The organism is Colwellia sp. 5_MG-2023 (assembly GCF_030547795.1).
Classification (GTDB): Bacteria; Pseudomonadota; Gammaproteobacteria; order Enterobacterales; family Alteromonadaceae; genus Colwellia.
Window position 1 is genome coordinate 133,997 of the sequence record NZ_JAUOPW010000006.1, and the last position, 14,144, is coordinate 148,140.

General features: G+C 35.7%; 14 protein-coding genes. 9 read left to right on the forward strand and 5 right to left on the reverse strand.

Going from position 1 to position 14,144, the window contains the following annotated elements; translation table 11 throughout:
• Positions 1–49 precede the first annotated feature (49 nt).
• The 3 genes from Q4496_RS07060 to Q4496_RS07070 are packed head-to-tail and all read left to right on the forward strand — an operon-like array spanning position 50 to position 1,630.
• On the forward strand, positions 50–493 hold the full coding sequence (locus tag Q4496_RS07060; protein ID WP_303610138.1) for a YcfL family protein: 444 nt from the start codon (positions 50–52) through the stop codon (positions 491–493).
• Positions 494–523: 30 nt separating this feature from the next.
• Complete coding sequence (lpoB, locus tag Q4496_RS07065; protein ID WP_215973249.1) at positions 524–1,126, forward strand: penicillin-binding protein activator LpoB; 603 nt, start codon at positions 524–526, stop codon at positions 1,124–1,126.
• Between the two features lie 27 nt (positions 1,127–1,153).
• Positions 1,154–1,630 carry a glycine zipper 2TM domain-containing protein gene (locus tag Q4496_RS07070; RefSeq protein ID WP_215973250.1) on the forward strand — a complete coding sequence of 159 codons (477 nt, stop codon included), beginning with the start codon at positions 1,154–1,156 and terminating at the stop codon, positions 1,628–1,630.
• A gap of 198 nt (positions 1,631–1,828) precedes the next feature.
• Here Q4496_RS07070 and Q4496_RS07075 read toward each other — a convergent pair whose 3' ends face one another.
• The 3 genes from Q4496_RS07075 to Q4496_RS07085 form a co-directional block, all read right to left on the reverse strand.
• Entirely contained in the window at positions 1,829–3,034 is a 1,206-nt protein-coding gene (locus Q4496_RS07075; protein ID WP_215973251.1) for a bifunctional alpha/beta hydrolase/OsmC family protein, read from the reverse strand.
• Positions 3,035–3,420: 386 nt separating this feature from the next.
• On the reverse strand, positions 3,421–3,735 hold the full coding sequence (locus Q4496_RS07080) for a co-chaperone YbbN (RefSeq protein ID WP_215973252.1): 315 nt from the start codon (positions 3,733–3,735) through the stop codon (positions 3,421–3,423).
• A 70-nt stretch (positions 3,736–3,805) separates the two neighbouring features.
• Positions 3,806–4,291, reverse strand: a complete 486-nt coding sequence (locus Q4496_RS07085) for a YHS domain-containing (seleno)protein (protein WP_215973253.1) — start codon at positions 4,289–4,291, stop codon at positions 3,806–3,808.
• Positions 4,292–4,438: 147 nt separating this feature from the next.
• Between Q4496_RS07085 and Q4496_RS07090 the strand changes: the two genes are divergently transcribed.
• The gene (locus Q4496_RS07090; RefSeq protein ID WP_215973254.1) at positions 4,439–5,260 is read left to right on the forward strand and encodes an AraC family transcriptional regulator; all 822 of its coding nucleotides are present in this window, start codon (positions 4,439–4,441) and stop codon (positions 5,258–5,260) included.
• Between the two features lie 47 nt (positions 5,261–5,307).
• Here Q4496_RS07090 and Q4496_RS07095 read toward each other — a convergent pair whose 3' ends face one another.
• On the reverse strand, positions 5,308–7,911 hold the full coding sequence (locus Q4496_RS07095; protein WP_303610139.1) for a GGDEF domain-containing phosphodiesterase: 2,604 nt from the start codon (positions 7,909–7,911) through the stop codon (positions 5,308–5,310).
• Positions 7,912–7,915: 4 nt separating this feature from the next.
• On the reverse strand, positions 7,916–9,460 hold the full coding sequence (locus Q4496_RS07100; RefSeq protein WP_215973256.1) for a PAS domain-containing methyl-accepting chemotaxis protein: 1,545 nt from the start codon (positions 9,458–9,460) through the stop codon (positions 7,916–7,918).
• 188 nt (positions 9,461–9,648) lie between these two features.
• Here Q4496_RS07100 and Q4496_RS07105 point away from each other — a divergent pair, with 188 nt between their 5' ends.
• The 5 genes from Q4496_RS07105 to Q4496_RS07125 all read left to right on the forward strand — a co-directional run bounded on the left by Q4496_RS07105 (position 9,649) and on the right by Q4496_RS07125 (position 14,138).
• On the forward strand, positions 9,649–10,212 hold the full coding sequence (locus Q4496_RS07105; RefSeq protein WP_215973257.1) for a response regulator: 564 nt from the start codon (positions 9,649–9,651) through the stop codon (positions 10,210–10,212).
• A 139-nt stretch (positions 10,213–10,351) separates the two neighbouring features.
• Positions 10,352–11,065 carry a spondin domain-containing protein gene (locus Q4496_RS07110; RefSeq protein ID WP_215973258.1) on the forward strand — a complete coding sequence of 238 codons (714 nt, stop codon included), beginning with the start codon at positions 10,352–10,354 and terminating at the stop codon, positions 11,063–11,065.
• Positions 11,066–11,075: 10 nt separating this feature from the next.
• On the forward strand, positions 11,076–11,825 hold the full coding sequence (locus tag Q4496_RS07115) for a spondin domain-containing protein (protein ID WP_215973259.1): 750 nt from the start codon (positions 11,076–11,078) through the stop codon (positions 11,823–11,825).
• Between the two features lie 59 nt (positions 11,826–11,884).
• Complete coding sequence (locus Q4496_RS07120) at positions 11,885–12,628, forward strand: response regulator transcription factor (RefSeq protein ID WP_215973260.1); 744 nt, start codon at positions 11,885–11,887, stop codon at positions 12,626–12,628.
• Positions 12,629–12,656: 28 nt separating this feature from the next.
• Entirely contained in the window at positions 12,657–14,138 is a 1,482-nt protein-coding gene (locus Q4496_RS07125; RefSeq protein ID WP_215973261.1) for a HAMP domain-containing sensor histidine kinase, read from the forward strand.
• Positions 14,139–14,144 lie beyond the last annotated feature (6 nt).

The following is a 14,144-nucleotide window of genomic DNA, read 5'->3' on the forward strand; positions in this document are numbered from 1 at the left end:
TAAATTGTAACTTATAATGCTAAAATAGACCTAACTTAGGAGTTTACTTATGAACCATAAATCTCGCACCATTTTAGCCTTAATAGTGGGCACTTTTTTGCTCAGTGCTTGTCAAAACATAGCACCGGTTACTTCAGGTGTTGGCAGTAATCAAATAGCACCAGAGCAAGCGTTTAGTGAACACTTACAAATAGACAACAAACAACTTGCTTCAAAACTATATATTAGCGATATCAAGTCACGCACTAATAATGGTTTATTAGAGGTCAACGCAATTTTAACGAGCACTTATAAAAAATCATTACAATTACAGTATCAATTTCAATGGTTTGATCAAGACGGTTTTGCTATTGAAGTAGGAAAAAGTCCATGGAAAGCGCTTGAATTACACGGTATGCAAACAGCAACTGCCACAGGCTTAGCGCCATCAAACAAGGCGTCGACCTTTAGCATTTATGTCCGTGAAGTACCCGAAAAGTTTTTTAAGTTTTAATTAACAGCACAAGTTATTAAGGAAAAAATAATGAATAAAATAGTATTAGCAACAAGCTTATGTATTGCCATAGCAGCACTAGGTGGCTGTACCAATAAATCAGTCGTTCGATATGGTGATGCCACAGCGGTAGAAACTACCGATATTAACTTTGGCTCAACTGATTTACAGAAAGTTGCCAGCCAAATGACTGACTCTTTATTACTATCACCCGTTGTTGGCACATTAACGGCCAATACTCGCCCAATTATTTTTGTAGAAAGCATCAAAAATAAAACCAGCGAGCATATAGACACCGAATCAATTACTGATTCTATTTCTACCAAACTATTACGCTCAGGTAAATTCCGTTTTGTTGATATGGGGCGTGTTGCTGCGGTACGTGAGCAACTTGAATTTCAACAAAGTAGTGGTATGGTTGATGCTAGTAAAGCTATCGCTTTTGGCCAGCAAGTCGGCGCACAATATATGTTATACGGAAATTTAGCCAGTATTGTGAAATCAAATAAAGATAAGTCTGATGTGTATTATAAATTTACTATGCGCCTGATGGATTTAAAAAGCGGCTTAGTAGAATGGGCCGACGAAACAGAAATCCGTAAAACGAAAGAAAAAGAGTTTGTAAGCTGGTAATTCAATAAATAGAAGGCAAATAATATCATGAAATTAACAAGTCTTAAAATATTGGCTTTATTTATCATATTTTTATTTAGCAATGATAGCTATGCCAACTACGATAGAAATAAAGCGGTACCTGTTGAGAAAGTTTTATTTGGCACCGTAATATCAGTACGTAACATTACAAATGAAACACTTGTTCAAGATAAAAGGAATGGTTGGCATACCTTTGGTGGTGCGCTAATAGGTGGTGCTATTGGTCATCAATTTGGCGGTGGTAGTGGTAAAGATGTAGCCACAATATTAGGCGCCATTATTGGTGGTTCCACTGCCAATAATCATCATAACCAGCCTAAAAAAGTTATTGTTCGCTTGGTTGAATTAATGATAGAAATTGACAATGGTGAAAAGTTTATGGTGATACAAGATGTAGATCCACAAATGACATTTCATTCTTCAGATAAAGTGAGAATGATTTATTTAGAAAACAGTACTGTCAGAATAGATAAACAACGCTAATTTTGGCAACATTAGCTTTGAATTAAACGTTAGTGTTGCTAATGCGAAACAATAAATAGACTGCGAACAATTACTTTTACAAATGAACTTAACAACCTGAATGATCTGAAATAATTAGCTTAACTGGAAACGTTAACTGGCACTTAAACTAATAAAGTTGTAGACCAAATACTAGTCTACAACAATTCAGATAAGCAGTTACTCCACCAAAGTAGTCAATACTTGGGGATTGTTGTGTAATGTTCTATGTACCGGGCATCGGTTAGCTATTTCCATAAGCCTTTCTTTTTCTTCCTCACTTAGTGGACCTAATAATTGTACCTTACGGATTAGTGCTTCCACCTTTTCATCATGCCCAGCAGCAGTACCATCCTCTCTTTTTAAAGAATCACGTACATGAGATAAAGAGACCTCTACATGCTCGAGTGGTATCTTTTTATGATCAGCATACATGCGAATAGTCATCGCGGTACAAGCCCCCAAGGCAGCAAGTAAATGTTCATAAGGATCAGGGCCTGAATTTTTACCACCTTGCTCTGTTGGTTCATCGGCATACCAATGGTGATGATCAGTAGAAATATCTAACTGGAATTTATGATCAAGCTCGGCAACTAATACATGCCCTTTGCTAACACTTTGACTTGTCGTTTTCGGCATAGGTATATAACGACTTGCCCACCCCGAAATAGTTTGTGCTACATATTCACTGTCTATTGATTTGGATAAAAGGTGATCAGCGGTATCCAAGCTAACAAAGCTTTTAGGATGTTTAGCCGCTTTATAAATTTTTTCCGCATCAGCAATATCGACAGTTGAATCAATAGGTGAATGTAATACGAGTAAAGCCTTGTTTAGGTGTTGAATATGAGCCGTTGTTTGATTACGTAAGTCATCTAAAAATTGCTTTTTAATGGTAAACTCTCGTTTTCCCAAGCTTACTTTTGCTTGCCCGTCATTCTCTATTGTTTCAATATGTGCATCAAAGTTGTGTATTACATGACTTGCTTCATACGGAGCACCAATGGTCACAACAGCTTTTACGTTTGGAAGTTGGTCAGCCATAGCTAATACAGCCGCTCCGCCAAGACTATGCCCTATTAATAATTGTGGCGCTTCATAATGTTGCTCTAAAAATTTTGCAGCCGAAAGTAAATCTTCCGTATTAGAGGAAAAATTAGTGTTCGCAAAATCACCATCACTGTTTCCTAACCCCGTAAAGTCAAACCTAAACACAGCAAAACCATGCTGTACTAAAAAGCGACTAATTCTTGAAGCCGCTGCGACATCTTTACCGCACGTAAAACAATGAGCAAACAAAACATAGGCACGTATTGCTTGATCTGGCGTTTCTAATAAGCCAGCCAAGGATTGGCCTTGACTAGGAAATTCTACTTTTTTTCTCATCTACTACATCCTCAGTTAATAATTAGTTTCACATACAAAAATACGATTCAAAAGCTAACGTGAAAATGATAACAAAGGCTTAACCTCACCTTATCAGTCAACTAATGTTAATTGTTAAGCACCAGCTACCATATCAGAATTATTAATAAATGGTATTGATGTTATCGACACGACCTTAAGTTAATTCGTAACAAAAAAAGCACACTTAAACATATAAATAATCATAAATAATACAACCACTAGCATAGCCAACTTTTACTGTTACTTTATTAATAATAGTTCGTTAAGGATAGTGCCTTAATAGCAGTAAAATATAGTGGCGACAGCTAGACTTACTCATTATTTATTAATGCCTGAACTAAGCTTTAAATGATATAAAATAATAATTAAGTAAGCCGCTCTAACCATTGCATTAATTGTTGTGGCGGTAAACCACCAACACGTTGATCAATAATTACATCGTCCTTCACTAGCATTAATGTTGGTACACTACGTATACCGTAATCTGAAGCAACTTGTGCTACAGTATCAACATCAATTTTAATCGTGCTAAATCGATCACTCATCAATCCAGACACTCTTTCAACAATAGGAGACATGGATTTACAAGGACCGCACCACGACGCAGTAAAATAAAGTAATGAATATTCATTCTCTCGCAATAATTCATCAATCGAGTCGGTTAATGTTAGCTTTTTCATCTTTAATTCTTCTTATCAATAAGTAAACTCGGCTTAACAAAAACACCTTAAACCGAGTTCAGGTTAAGTACTAATCAAATACTTTTTCAATTTGTTCTTCAGTTAATCCTTTAATACCAGACCAATTCGTTTGAGCGGTATCGATATAACCAGGAATATCAGTCACCCATTGTTTTTGTATATCTTTATTTAGATTTAAATACAGTTTACCTTCACGAATGTGCCAAGCAGTTGGGTCTGTATCAAACTTTTTGTTCATCGCGACTCCCATCGCACAGTAACCACCATATTGTGGTGCATATTTAGCTGGCTCTGATTGAAATAAGTCACGATTATCAGCGGTTGAAAATTGATAGATTGCACCGTTATACGCGGCTGTATATTTATTAGATCCCTTCGTTGGAGAGCTTTTTGTAAAATATGAAACGGCGTCATAGCCTTTAATCGCAATATCATTGTCGTTTACATTTACTTCAATATTTGCGGAAAAACTTAAGCTACTTAGTAATAAAGCTGAACTGGCAAAAGTTGATTTGATGATTGTTGAAAGTTTCATTTTGTTGCTCCGATATATAATATTTAAGGTTAGCTATTAATAAGGATCTGTTCCTTGGTTAATAATATAGTCCTTTCAATCAACTTAAAGGAATGACATAGTCTAAACTTTGAACCCAATCGTCCAAAACAGTTAAAAGAGAATAAAATGGATCAACTATCAGTTATCTTGCAACGCTTTTCGATGAATACCTCAGTATTTTTTACTGGCAATTTATGTGGCATTAGTAGCTTCAACAAGTCACCAAACCAAGGTCATTTACATTTACTTCGGGGCGGTGCGTTAACATTGATCGATGAACATGGAAAATCATTGTTCATTAATGAGCCCTCCGTACTATATATCCCCACACCTCATGCACATCGTATTATTGCCAGTGAAGAAAATCCTCCTGAACTCGTTTGCGCCAATATTATTTATAACGAGAATACATCTAACCCTATTGCAGACGCCTTACCATCGTTATTAATATTTAAGCTTAACGACGGTGAAAAGCTAAACCAAACGGCACAATGGTTATTCGAGGAAGCATTTCAAGAGCGATGTGGGCGGCTACCGATGATTGAGTCATTAACCAATATATTTCTTATTCACATACTTCGACATGTGCTCGACAATAATATTATTCAACACGGTTTACTAGCAGGGTTAGCTCACCCTCATATATCAACTGCTTTATTAGCTATACACGCAACACCTGAAAAACAATGGGGGTTAGAGGAACTGGCAGATTTGGCATTAATGTCACGCTCAAAATTTGCAGATATTTTTAAACGTACTGTTGGTCAAAGTCCAGGAAATTACTTAATTGATTGGCGCATTAATGTCGCCAAAGTATTATTAAAACAAAATAAACCTGTAGCAATAGTGGCTAATGCCGTTGGTTATGAAAATGGCTCGGCATTAGCAAGGGTCTTTAGGAAAAAGTTAGGGATTTCACCTAAGCAATGGCTTGAAAAAAACAACTAATTTGAAACTTGTAAATTATCTTTTCAAATACTGATCAATAAAATATTTTAGAGCCAGTTTTTAAGCCATTGTTCAGGCGTTAAGGGCTTAGAAAAATAATACCCTTGTATTATGTTACAGCCACGCTCAGATAAATACTCAAGTTGTTCTTTTGTTTCCACCCCTTCCGCAACTACCATAAGACTTAATGCCTTAGCCATATGAATAATACTATTAATGATGGGAACTTCATCAATAACATTAATAATATTATCAACAAAAGATTTATCAATTTTTAGTTCTGATATAGGTAAATGATTAATATAACTTAGGCTTGAATAACCTGTCCCAAAATCATCTAACGAGAAATTAATTCCCTTTTCTTTTAATGACTGCATTTTACTAATGACAAGATCAAAGTCTGCAATCAGCGCGCTTTCCGTCAATTCTAAAATCACCATTGAATAAGGTATTTGGTACTTATCAAGTTTAACTAACAAGTTATGATTAAAGTTGGGCTGAGCAATTTGTTTGGCACTGAGATTAATAGAAACTGGAGTCACTTCCGCTGAAAACTTTTGTCTTTGCGCTATTAACATACACACTTTTTCAATTACCCAATCACCCAGTTTGATAATTGCGCCATTTTGTTCAGCTAATGGTATGAACTCTGCTGGAGAGATAAAACCTAATGTTGGTGAGCGCCACCTTACTAAAGCTTCGGTTCCAACAATATCTCCCGCTATTGAATATTGAGGTTGTAATGCCAGATCAAGTTCGTCGACAAAACTTTTACTTTTCATCGCGAGTGATAATTCAGAGTATCGTTTTAAAATAAGTGTTTCATTTTTATTTGAAAACACATAACTATTCCCACCATTATTTTTAGCATTAGAAACGGCTAACTCTAATAAAGGTTTGATATCAATATAATTCATTTCTGCGGTAGGTGTATTTAATATACCAATACTTGCTTGAACATTGATTAAATGCTTTTTAATGATAATGGGTTGTCTAACGCTTTCTAATAAGGAATCAGCTAACATTTTATTGGAATGAATTGATGAATTATCACTACTAACATGTTCATTCGCGCTTAAAATAATATAAAAACTATCTGCGCCACTTCGATATAAAGCACCAACATTAGCTAAACTCTCAGCTAACCTTGCTGCCGTTTCATTAAGAACTTTATCACCGATCTTCTCACCATAAGCTAAATTAATTTGCGAAAACTTATCTATGTTTACTAAGAACACAGTTAAATTCTCATTCATTGATAAGGTTTTAGCGAACTTTTTCTCTAGTGCTTGTTCAAAAGAATAACGATTCAACACTCCAGTCGATTCATCGTAATAGGCCAGTTTATGAATCTCCTTTTCGGCTTTTTTTCTTTCAGTGATATCTCGAACAATACCAATAAATAACTTTTCTTCTGCATTTAATATTTCTGATATAGATAACTCCATAGGAAAGGTGCTACCATCTTTTTTCATTGCTGGTAGCTCTCTACCAATACCAATAATTTTTGCATCTCCTGTTTCCAAATAATTACTCATATATTTGTCGTGACGAGAAGCAAATGGCTCAGGCATTAACATTGAGACATTTTTACCTATTAATTCTTCAGGCGTGTACCCAAAAGTTTTTTCAACTATTCGGTTCGCAGAGCGAATAATCCCTTGACTAGAAATAGTGACAATACTGTCATTTAAGTTATCAACGATAGTTTTTAGGTTTTGGCTTGTTGATTTTTGCGTGTTAAGTAATCGTTTTTGTTCCGTAATATCTTCAAATGCGCCATAAATATGTGTCGCAATACCTTGTGAGTTATTTCTTATTTGACCTGTTGTTCTTACCCATTTATGGCGACCTTTTCCATCAATAAAAGGTAACTCTAATACATAAGGTTTTAATTGTGACACCGCTAAATTAAAGCTTTGTTCTATTAATTTTTGAGCCTCGACATTATAAAAATTAATACACTCACTCAAACCAAGATTATGGTTAACAGATAGCCCATGGATACGAAACGTTTCTGCGGTCCAATGAATTTTACCTGTAGATATTTCATAATCCCAACCACCGACTTTAGCAAGTGACTCTATTTCCTTCATTAATTGATATTGCTGTAATAACTCCTTTTCTACTACTTTTTTATCTATAGCCATTACCGCTCGGCTAAATAATTGTACTAAAATTTTACAAACAAAAAGAGTTTCAGTGCTCCATTGAATAGCCTTTTTACTATCTCCTAAATAAATAAAACCTTTATTTATTCCTTTGATGTGAATGGGAATTAACAAAATAGAAGTGACATTAAAAATCAGTGCCATCTTATTTATATTCAGATCAAGAGAGGTATGACTATTCTCATTATCAATGAGAACTTCAGAGGTACTCATTAAAAATCGGAAAAACTCTGGATCATCTATTTTATTAACTAATTTAGGTGCTATTACACTAAGGTTACTATCAAAAAGATTAGCTTCACATTTATAACTTTTATTATCTTCACTCAACAACCATAAGGCGGCGCTATCAATCGATAATAATGATGCTAAAGAATAAAAACCATCTTCAACTAGTGGTGTCATATCACCAACATTTAAGGCATCATTAAGCAAAGCATTATCCGTTAGTGACATAAGAAGTTCTACGTATTTCATCATTACCTTATCTGTTCGAATTCGTAAACGCTTTCCCTAATGAACCAAGCGCATCGGCACGGCTACGAATTTCGTCTGTTTCATATTCAACGGTATTAACCTGTTGTAGGTTTTCTTGAGACGCATCACTAATATTAATAATATTTCGGCTTATCTCTTGTGACACCATACTTTGCTCTTCTGATGCGCTTGATATTTGAAGTGTAAGATCAGATATATCGGTAAGTAGTGCATACACCTTATTGACCACATCACGTGCTCCTGATGCTTTATCAACACATTCATCAGCAGAGTCTTTGCCTTTGGCCATTGTTTTGGACCATATTAGTAATGTATTTTGAATTTCTGAAATAGATGTTTGTATCTGCTCTGTTGCGGCATGTGTTCTACTAGATAAAGCTCGTACTTCATCTGCAACAACAGAAAAGCCTCGACCGTGCTCACCAGCTCTTGCTGCTTCGATGGCAGCATTTAACGCTAATAAATTAGTTTGATCGGCAATACCTTGAATTTCATTCATAATACTCCCAATTTTTTCTGCTTCGCTCGCGAGTTCAGAGGCTGATGAAGCAGATTCAGCAACTTCTTGGGCAAGTAAGTTAACTTGATCCATCGTATGCTGCATTGCATGAGTAGCTGTTTCACAGTCGTTATGTGCCTGATTAACTTTTTGCGAGGTGAATGTTGTACTTTTAGCAACTTCTTCAATAGTGACCACCATTTCTTCTACTGCAGTTGAAACTTGATGAAGTTCATGAGTTTCTTTTTCAGTGCCTTCTTTCGCCTTTTTCGCAGCTTCAGATAAATTAACAGCACCTGACGTTAATATTTTACTACTATCAAAAATACGCCCTAAAATTGTTTTTATTTTTCCATCCGATATTTTGAAATGAAAATCAGCAATACCTTGTGGTTTATTTCCTGAATATATAGCACGAGAAAGGCTGTCATACTCTTGCGTTAACCTACTAAAATATTGAGGTACACTAATCAGTTCGTTTTTGTATATAAAAAAGGGAATAAAAGGAAGTAAAAACATCGTGTATGGGTAATATAATGCACTGCATATAATTGCAAAGCTGCTTCCCCAGTAGGCTAAGTTTTTAATTAGAGTATTTTCATACCATTTGTTCAGTGATTTACCGCTATTAACGGCTTGATAAGCTTTAATTGCATTGAGCTTAGTTTCTTCATTGAGTTTTGTTCGAACAGACTGATAACCAACAAGGCTACCTTGTTCAAAAATTGGCGTTATAAAAGCATCAACCCAATAGTAACGACCATCCTTACAACAGTTTTTTACTGCACCACGCCAAGGTAAACCAGCCGCTAACTTTTTCCATAAATCTTTAAATGCTACGGCAGGCATATCAGGGTGCCTAACAATATTATGGTTTTGTCCTACTAGCTCCTCAAGAGAAAAACCAGAAATTCGACAAAAAGCAGGGTTTGCGTAAGTAATGACACCACTTTTGTCGGTTGTTGAAACTAACTCATCGTCCTGCTGAAAATTAACTTCTTCATTAATTATTGATTTATTTCTCTTATTCATTTGACTTCTCGTTGTATAAGTATATTTATTTACACTAATTTACTTCATCCGTGTAAAACGACAAAAACGACAAAACACACCATATTTTACAACAAATGAAATAAAAACACATTATATTGATCTAAGTTAATATATAAGCTGAACAGAGAGTTAGAATGAATTAACTTACAATGACGTATGGTTTGAAGATGACAAAAAAATCCCTGTTAACAACTTCTGAAGCGGCAGAATTATTAAACGTTGTGCCAACAACTATACGACATTGGGCTAATATCGGGCGCTTACCCTTTATAACGACACTTGGCGGCCATCGACGTTTTGATAAAAATGATATTTTACCTTTATTATCAAAAACTAAGAATTCAAAAGATATTAACACTACGTTTACAATTCTCATTATTGATGATAATGAAGAATTTTTAAATATGCTGGCTAAATCTCTAAAAAACGCTCTACCTTTCGTAACAATCATATGCGCAAATAATGGCTTTGATGCAGGCGACTTACTACATCGATTCAAGCCTGACTTAATAATGCTAGATTTAATGATGACTAATATTGATGGCTTCTCGATGTGTAATAGAATAAAAAGTACGCCGAGTACCTGTAATATTAAAATAATAGCAATGAGCAAAGTACTAACCGATAAGAGCCTTATGCATATTAATGAACTAGGCATTGAAAATTGCGTACAAAAGCCTTTTAATCCTCAGCAAGTAAAGCAAGTAATTGTCCCGATTATCTTTCAATAGCGCTGTGATAACTTTGTGATAATTAAGTAATGAAACCGTGATAACTTTGTGACCTTCCCACAACAACTCTCCTGCATACTTTCTCCTGAGTTTAAAAATAAACCATAAATATAAATATTAAGAGAAGGTATACGGAACCATGAAAATAGCATCTAAAAAATTAACTACTTTACTTAGCGTGAGCGCAATCGCATTTTCGAGCTCTGCGGTTATGGCACAAGATTTATCAATTACAGTCACTAATTTAACGCAAGGCTTACATTTCACCCCCATCGTTACATCTGCTCACTCAAGTGACAATCATATTTTCATGTCTGGTACTACTGCTACTGCAGAGCTACAAGCAATGGCTGAAGGTGGTGATATATCAGGCTTAGTTAGCTTATTATCAAATATCGATGCTAATACTAATGAAAACCCTGCGGCAGGTCTTTTGGCTCCTGGTTTATCAACTACTTATACTTTAACAAATGACAGTACTAACACGCATTTATCATTAGCAGCAATGATTTTACCTTCAAATGATGGTTTTGTTGGTTTAGATAGTTGGAAAATTCCAACTGAAGCTGGTACTTACACTATTAACTTAAATGCTTATGATGCAGGTACTGAAGCCAACAATGAACTAGTAAATGGTGGCGCGGCTCCTGGAGTATTAGGAATTCCAGCTGCACCAGGTGGCGATGCTGGCACAAATGGGACAGGTGTTACTGATACAGAGAGCAATACAACTATACATATTCATCGCGGAAACTTAGGTGATGAGATGGCTGATGGCGGCAAAAGCGATTTAAACAGTAGTATCCACCGTTGGTTAAACCCTGTTGCTAAATTAACTATTACTGTTCAATAAGGAGAAGAATATGTTGAACTTTTCTTTAAATAACAATAGCGCCAGAGCCAATACTTTGAAAAAAAGTAAACGAATAATTGCATCAAGCTTATTATTAGTTTTATCAGCTTGTGGTAGCGACAATAATGATACAGCCCCCGTTATTGAAACACCGGCTACACCAGATGAATATAGTTATTCAGTTACTGTAACTAATTTAACTTATGCGCAACCACTTTCACCACTTGCAGTTATGTTTCATGGTGACAGTAAAATGTGGATGGCAGGTGAAGCGTCTTCAATAGCTTTAGAGCAATTAGCCGAAAGTGGTGATAACAGTCAATTAATAGCAGACTCAAGTGTACTTGCTTCTGGATCAGGCGAAGGAGTTATTATACCTGGCTCAGCGGACACTGTCGCAATCACAACAACAGATAGAAATGCTATTTATTTCACTGCTGCAACAATGTTAGTGAATACAAATGATGCTTTTACGGGTCTAACTGGTATAGATATATCTACAATGGCAATTGATGACGTAAAATCATGGAACTTAAATGTTTATGATGCAGGTACTGAAGCTAATAGTGAAGCGATGGGAACCATCCCTGGCCCAGCAGATGGCGGTACTGGTTTTGATGAAGCAAGAGATGATGTTGACTTCGTTACTATTCACTCAGGTGTTGTCAGTCAAGACGATGGATTATCTAGCTCAGTTTTAACTCAGGCGCATCGTTTTGATAACCCTGCGATTAAATTAACTATCACACGTACACAGTAAGTTGAACTTGGCCAGTTATATCAGGTTAAATTAACTTGCGCTACTAACTGGCCAGTAATATGAAAGATACCGTTTTAATTGTTGAAGATGAATATGATATTGCCAACTTGATCCAAGTGCATTTGTCAGAGTTAGATATTGATAGTGATATTTGTTGTCACGGACAACAAGGGCTTGAACAGGCATTAAAGCAAAATTACCAGCTAATTATGCTTGATGTAATGCTTCCTGGCATCAATGGATTAGATATTTGTCGACAAATTCGTCAAGAGAAACCATTACAGGCAATCATAATGCTAACGTCAAAAACATCGGAAACAGATCGAGTGCTAGGGCTCGAACTTGGTGCTGATGACTACATGACAAAACCCTTTAGTATTAGAGAATTACAAGCAAGAGTTCGGGCACAATTAAGACGAGCTCAAGCTTACTCTCAAAGAAACCAAACAAGTGTTCCTAAAGAAAACAAAAAAGATGAGGTAGCACAAAAGCATAGTACTTGCATAGGGAAACTATTAGTTGATCAGCGTTATCATCAAGTAACTTATAAAGACAATGCGATTAATTTAACTTCTACAGAATTTGAATTACTTGATTATTTGTGTAAAAACCCTGACCAGGTATTTTCTCGCGCTCAATTACTTGATGGTGTTTGGGGCTATAATCATAGTGGTTATGAGCACACGGTAAACTCTCATATAAATCGTTTACGTAATAAATTAGAAGAAAACTGTGCAGAGCCGCAAATTATTCAAACAGTTTGGGGGGTTGGCTACAAGCTAAACTCTGCAGCCGTTTTATAGTCATCCATTAGTAATTAAAGAGTTCTTCATGAAATTTTCACTTTATCAACGGCTAGCATTATCGGTGTGCTGTGCTTTCATTATCTTAGCATCTATGCTTTTTTATTGGAGCAACTCCTTAGCTGAACATTCAAAATTACAAGCAGAGCAAAAATTACATAGTCAACTTGCCGAACATTTAGCACATGATAATCCGCTATTACAAGATGGTGTCTATGATAAAGCGGCATTAAAAAACTTATTTCATACGCTAATGTTATTGGGTCCTTCATTTGAGTTTTACTTTCTCGACCCTGCTGGAAATATTATTACTTATTCAGCTGATGCTAACAAAATAAAGCGCCAGAAAATTAACTTAAGCCCCTTAGTTAACTTAATCTCGAACCCTGACATTATGCCTGTGCTAGGTGATGATCCTCGTCATTTAAATAAACAAAAAATATTCTCAGCCGCACCAATCTATCGTGGTGATAATTTACAAGGATATTTATATATTATTATAGGCGGAGAAATATACGACTCTATTTTTAGCCAAGTGAAAAGTGATGAACATTTACAGCAGTTTGGTGCAATTTTTATTGGTTCCTTATTACTGCTTCTACTTATTCTTTTAGCAGTATTTCGTTACTTCACAGCACCAATAAAACAACTAGCAAATGAGATGAAAGCCATTAACGAAGTTAAATTTGATCAATCTAAGGTTAAATTAACACATTGGAAAAACCCTCAAAGCAATGAAGTTCATATGCTTGGGTCAAGCTTTAATGCCATGGTTAATCAAATTAACCAACAACTATCACAACTTACTGAAAATGATCGTGTTAGAAGTGAGCTATTAGCCCATTTATCTCATGACTTGCGTACACCATTAGCGACTATGCAAGGATATATAGAAACAATAGTCATAAAGGGTGACAAATTAACAGAATCTGCTCGTGCTGATTATATGGCAACAGCTCAACGAAATGGTATGCAATTAAAACGCTTGATTGATCAAATCTTTGAATTAGCACATTTAGAAGATGGTCAAGTAACCGTGAGTCTTGAGACCTTTGCTGTTGGTGAATTACTACATGACATTATTGCTAAGTTCTCACTCAAAGCACAAGAGAAAGGTATTCGTTTAAGCCTGCAGCCGCAACAATGCCGTTTTGTAGTTTATTCTGATATCGCCAAACTTGAACGTATAATCACAAACTTATTGGAAAACGCGATAAGACATACTACAGAGAATGGAGAAGTTGCAATTATTGTTAATCAGTTAGCAGACAAAATAAAAATTGCAGTAACCGATAACGGCTCGGGCATTAGTAAAGAAGATATTGCCTATATTTTTGATGCTAGGTATCGAGCAAGTAATGCTATTGAAGATAATACAACGCATGCCGGCTTAGGCTTAGCCATTAGTCAAAAACTGAGCAAGATATTAAATTCTGAACTAGTTGTTGAGAGTGAATTAGGCCAAGGCAGCTGTTTTTCTTTGTCTTTACAGCAAGTACATCATTCATAATAAACG

Coding starts and splice junctions, on each gene's coding strand:
- Q4496_RS07100 (WP_215973256.1), bottom strand. CDS start 9,460: ATGAATAAGAGAAATAAATCAATAATTAATGAAGAAGTTAATTTTCAG.
- Q4496_RS07105 (WP_215973257.1), top strand. CDS start 9,649: ATGACAAAAAAATCCCTGTTAACAACTTCTGAAGCGGCAGAATTATTA.
- Q4496_RS07095 (WP_303610139.1), bottom strand. CDS start 7,911: ATGATGAAATACGTAGAACTTCTTATGTCACTAACGGATAATGCTTTG.
- Q4496_RS07110 (WP_215973258.1), top strand. CDS start 10,352: ATGAAAATAGCATCTAAAAAATTAACTACTTTACTTAGCGTGAGCGCA.
- Q4496_RS07090 (WP_215973254.1), top strand. CDS start 4,439: ATGGATCAACTATCAGTTATCTTGCAACGCTTTTCGATGAATACCTCA.
- Q4496_RS07115 (WP_215973259.1), top strand. CDS start 11,076: ATGTTGAACTTTTCTTTAAATAACAATAGCGCCAGAGCCAATACTTTG.
- lpoB (WP_215973249.1), top strand. CDS start 524: ATGAATAAAATAGTATTAGCAACAAGCTTATGTATTGCCATAGCAGCA.
- Q4496_RS07125 (WP_215973261.1), top strand. CDS start 12,657: ATGAAATTTTCACTTTATCAACGGCTAGCATTATCGGTGTGCTGTGCT.
- Q4496_RS07080 (WP_215973252.1), bottom strand. CDS start 3,735: ATGAAAAAGCTAACATTAACCGACTCGATTGATGAATTATTGCGAGAG.
- Q4496_RS07075 (WP_215973251.1), bottom strand. CDS start 3,034: ATGAGAAAAAAAGTAGAATTTCCTAGTCAAGGCCAATCCTTGGCTGGC.
- Q4496_RS07120 (WP_215973260.1), top strand. CDS start 11,885: ATGAAAGATACCGTTTTAATTGTTGAAGATGAATATGATATTGCCAAC.
- Q4496_RS07060 (WP_303610138.1), top strand. CDS start 50: ATGAACCATAAATCTCGCACCATTTTAGCCTTAATAGTGGGCACTTTT.
- Q4496_RS07085 (WP_215973253.1), bottom strand. CDS start 4,291: ATGAAACTTTCAACAATCATCAAATCAACTTTTGCCAGTTCAGCTTTA.
- Q4496_RS07070 (WP_215973250.1), top strand. CDS start 1,154: ATGAAATTAACAAGTCTTAAAATATTGGCTTTATTTATCATATTTTTA.